Raw genomic sequence first — 4,733 nt, forward strand, 5'->3', positions numbered from 1 at the left:
CTTTTAAATTAACAGTGTCTTTTTTAAACTGTCCTTGACAAAGGGTACACTTTAATTTTAATTAATGCTCATAGTGTTTTTTCATAGACTCTATTAAATATACTACATATGATTTATCGTAAGATTATAAATTATATGTAGTATATTAATTTTAATTACCATAATAATATTTGCTTAAATATTATATGATTCTAAATAATAGTATATCTTTCATTTTATATACTAAATTTTCCTTCTTCGTGAATATAGTATATAAGCAACTATTGCCCCTCCTATAAGTCCACCTAAATGTCCATAATTATCTATATTAGGTAAGGTAAGTCCTATAAATATATTTATTCCTATAACCTTTAATATCTCTATAAAAAAATCTTTTCCTATACGTCCTTTTTCTTTATGAGCATAAATTAAAGCTCCTCCTAAGAGGGCAAATATAGCTCCTGAGGCTCCCACTGATATGCTATCTGAGAATATATAACTAAAATAAGACCCAGTAAGTCCTCCAATAAAATATATGGCTAAAAACTTTTTGTTTCCATAAATTTTTTCAATTAATTCTCCTAATGATTTTAGAGCGTACATATTAAATCCTATATGAACAAGTCCCCCATGAAGAAACATAGCTGTAAATAATCTATAATACTCTCCTCTATCAATGAGAAAATTGACCTTAGCTCCAAAAAACACTAAAACATTATTATTTATATAGGATAAACTTCTTGAATAATAAGCAGTTATTAAAAAAACTAGTATATTTATCCCTATAATTATATTAGTTGGAGTAAGAAACTCTTTTATAGGCTTTTCTATTTTAATAGAGCCCTTTGAATTACTTTCTTTTAAAATATTTATAATTTCCCCATTGGCATTGTTGTATCCTATAACATCTTTACCATTCTTGCTTAAAAGAATAGTACCATAATTCTCACTATGTATATTAATATTATCCGTTATAATTATGTTATTAAAATATATTTCACTAAATCCCTTAGCTCTTAAATGATTTAATCCACTCATTGCCTTTATTTCATAATTATCTTCAGTACTTAATATTACGGCTAAAACCTTTGTTCCTGAAAAATACATAGCTATGTACTCCCTCTTATCTCTACCAAGTACACTGTACTCCTCTATAAAAAAACCTTTTTGAGATAATAGGGTAAATATATATTTTTCCATAAACGCTCTCCTTTAAAATAAATTTAAACAATTCCTACTATGGTTAAGCTTATCTCTTTAAATAGATCTACTTCATAGAAAGGTATCGGTTCTCTAGTTTCATGATCATAAAGCACCCTTATTCTTGGTCTATCTGGATATCCACTATTTTGGTTTATAACATAACCTTCTATGTTATTTGATAATTTTACACAACATCCTAGTGGATATACAAAAAATGTGTTTCTAAAATTATTTACCATGTCCATTCTAAAACTGTTATTAGCTTCTGATAAGATAAGCTCATAAGCATCATTAGGAGAAAACTTTTTTCTATATACTCTATCATTACTTACAGAATCATATACATCACATATGGATACAATTTGAGCTGTATCACATATATGACCATCTTTAAGTCCATAAGGATATCCCTTTCCATTAAATTTTTCATGATGCTGAAGCACTGTTCTCACTATTTTATCCGATACTAAATAATTCTTTTTAAGCATATCTGCTCCATAAATTGGGTGTTTTTTCATTTCCTTAAACTCTTCGTTGGTAAGGGGACCTCTTTTATTTATTATACTTTTAGGTATTTTAAGCTTACCTATATCATGAAGTATAGCTGCTACTCCTAAATCTACTAACTCCCTTTTAGGTATATTAAAATTTATCCCCATAAAAAGACTCATTATTCCTGTATCTATGGAATGAATGTGAGTATAGTTATCAAAGGTTTTTATATCATATAAACTTTTACTTACATCTCCCATATTTAATATGTAGTCCATAAGCTCTTCTACAATTTCGGTAGAGGTTCTAAATCCAACTTGTGAATTATTATCTACATTTTTAACTACAGTAGATAAGGCTTTTACTGCGCTCATCTTTATGTCATTTAACCTTTTATCCTCTACGTTAATATCATCTAGCCTTTCATCTTCTATATAAATATAAAATACTTCTAGAGTCTTAAGTCTTTTGATATACTTAGTGGTTAAAGTTATTCCAGATCTTAGAAGCACTTTTCCATCACTGGTAAATATACTTTTAGCTAATACTTCTCCCTCTTTTACCCTATCAATAAATTCAAATCTCATATTATACCTCTCTAAAATTAACTATGTAAAACTATAAATAACCCCCCTAAATAATTAAAAACATTACTAGGAATTTTAAAGTTATAAATTAATTATATAGCCTAATAGGTATTTCTTCAAAGTATAATTAAAACTTTTTATCTGATGGCTATGAGCTGTAACACCCACATCCTCTTAAAAGATGGGGTATAACAGTTTCTACGCCCCTAGATTAACTCATCTAACCTTCATATGGTGGAAAGAACACCACCTGAAGGAAGATTCATTCTATAAAGTAAAGAGACTATTACATTAATAGCCTCTTTTAGTTCATATATTATATTTCCTCTTCTAACATATCTAATAGTTCTTTAAATCTCATCATAGTGGCTTCTAACGGCTTAGAAGTTGTCATATCTACCCCTGCTTTTTTTAGTATGTTTATTGGATAGTCAGAACCCCCCGCTTTTAAGAAACCTTTGTATCTTTCTACTGCCTTCTCCCCTTCTTTCAAAATAGAATTTGCAAAGGAAGAAGCTGCTGCATATCCTGTTGCATATTGATAAACATAAAAATCACCATAAAAATGAGGTATTCTAGCCCACTCTATATCTATCTCCTCATCTATAATCATACTTGGTCCGAAGTATTTTACATTTAAATCATGCCAAATCTTGTTTAAATCTTCTCCTGTTAAGGAAGAACCCTTTTCCATAGTACTATGTGTTATGGCTTCAAACTCTGCAAACATTAACTGTCTAAATACAGTAGTTCTTATTTGCTCCAGCTCTTGATTTATTAAATACAATCTCTTATTTCTATCTTTTTCTTTATTAATTAAATAATTTATAAGTAAAGCCTCATTACAAGTGGATGCAACTTCCGCGCAGAAAATTGTATATTCTGAGTATATATATGGTTGTTCTTCTCTTGAATAATAAGAATGAATAGAGTGACCCATTTCATGGGCAAGGGTTGATACATCATCTAATCCATAATTATAATTTAGTAACACATAAGGCATACTATCGTAGCATCCCCATGAGTAAGCTCCTCCCCTTTTTCCTTTATTCTCAAAAACATCTACCCATCCTTCTTTTATTCCTTCACTAAATATTGATAAATATTCTTCTCCTAGAGGGTGTAGACCTTCCTTTACTATATTTACTGCATCTTCATATTCTATATGCTCTTTTTCTACATCTATAACAGGAACATATAAATCATACATGTGTATATCAGAAAGTCCTAAAAGTCTCTTTTTTATATCTACATATCTATGAAGTAAGCTTAGATGTTTATTCACTGTTTCTAATGAGCTATTATAAACATCTAATGGTATGTTATTAGGCTTTAATGCTGTCTCTAGGCAAGAGTCATAATTTCTAATTTTTGTCTCTAATACTAAATTCTTTATATTGAAAGTTAGAGAGGTTGCTATGGTGTTTATATATTTTTTATAGGTACTAAATAATGCTTTAAAAGCATCTTCTCTTACTCTTCTATCCTTAGATCTTATAAAAGTTCCATAGTTAACCTCTGTAAGCTCAACCTCATTACCTTCCTCATCTTTTATAACTGGGAAAGTCATATCTGCATTGGTTAGCATTGAATAAATATCTTCAGCTGCATATAGACAACTTGAAACTGATGCTAGTAGCTCCTCCTTTTCCTTACTTAAGGTATGGGGTTTTTGATTCAAGATTTTATCAAGGAAAAATCTATACTCCTTAAGTTCTGGAACCTTTTCTATAGCTTTCTCTAAATAATCCTCTGGCAATGAAAGAATTTCTGGTTCAAGATAAGCATAGTAGGATCTAAACTCTGCCATGAAGGTATCTATTTTACTTCTTAGCCCTTGATAAACTGTATTGCTTGTATCCTCATCACCTTTTAACTGAGCATACACATATATTTTATCTAAAGCTCTAGACATATCTACATATTTTTTAAAAAACTCCATAAGTTTCTCTGGATTATTAAGTTGTGATGAAAATGTCTTTAAAATAGGAGTCTCTTTTTTTAATTTTTCAAAGTCTTCCTCCCACTTAGAAACACTTTCATATAACTTTTCAATCTTCCATTTATACTTATCTTCAATGAAATCCCTGGTTTTTATAGTTTTAACATTACTCATAAATAGCCCCCCTTATGGTAAAATTATGAAATTAACCTATTAATTATAATATCATAAGAATTTATTAATTTAAACATCTAAATAAACTATATAAAAATTTTAACTAAAATATACGCTATGGTTTTAAATATAAAAGTAATTTATTCATAAAATCTTATTGTCTATTTGTAATTCTCTACATCCATATATAAACTAAGATCTCACTTAAGAATCCTCTCTTATAGAGTTTTTGATTCAAAACTTATCTTATGCACTGCTTAAAATCTAAGATTTTTAAAAATTTAAGTACATGTATACATTAGGATTTAGGCTAAAAACCCTACAACTTTATTATTAATATTAATAAAACACTAGTA

At 28.7% G+C, this 4,733-nt stretch carries 3 protein-coding genes; all 3 read right to left on the reverse strand.

The features are described 5' to 3' along the window. Nucleotides 1-222: 222 nt before the first annotated feature. The 3 genes from AB2369_RS11490 to pepF all read right to left on the reverse strand — a co-directional run bounded on the left by AB2369_RS11490 (nucleotide 223) and on the right by pepF (nucleotide 4,377). Nucleotides 223-1,179 (reverse strand): rhomboid family intramembrane serine protease, encoded by a 957-nt coding sequence (locus AB2369_RS11490; RefSeq protein ID WP_367666619.1) that lies wholly within the window; start codon nucleotides 1,177-1,179, stop codon nucleotides 223-225. Nucleotides 1,180-1,202: 23 nt separating this feature from the next. After that, nucleotides 1,203-2,261, reverse strand: a complete 1,059-nt coding sequence (locus AB2369_RS11495; protein ID WP_367666620.1) for an HD-GYP domain-containing protein — start codon at nucleotides 2,259-2,261, stop codon at nucleotides 1,203-1,205. A gap of 316 nt (nucleotides 2,262-2,577) precedes the next feature. Beyond that, a complete protein-coding gene (gene pepF / locus AB2369_RS11500; RefSeq protein ID WP_367666621.1) occupies nucleotides 2,578-4,377 on the reverse strand; it encodes an oligoendopeptidase F in 1,800 nt (599 codons plus the stop codon). Nucleotides 4,378-4,733: the final 356 nt, after the last annotated feature.

It is taken from the genome of Clostridium sp. (assembly GCF_040797585.1).
Classification (GTDB): Bacteria; Bacillota; Clostridia; order Clostridiales; family Clostridiaceae; genus Clostridium_Z.

Excerpts from the sequence above, each read along its gene's own strand:
- AB2369_RS11490 (WP_367666619.1), bottom strand. The coding sequence starts at position 1,179 with ATGGAAAAATATATATTTACCCTATTATCTCAAAAAGGTTTTTTTATA.
- pepF (WP_367666621.1), bottom strand. The coding sequence starts at position 4,377 with ATGAGTAATGTTAAAACTATAAAAACCAGGGATTTCATTGAAGATAAG.
- AB2369_RS11495 (WP_367666620.1), bottom strand. The coding sequence starts at position 2,261 with ATGAGATTTGAATTTATTGATAGGGTAAAAGAGGGAGAAGTATTAGCT.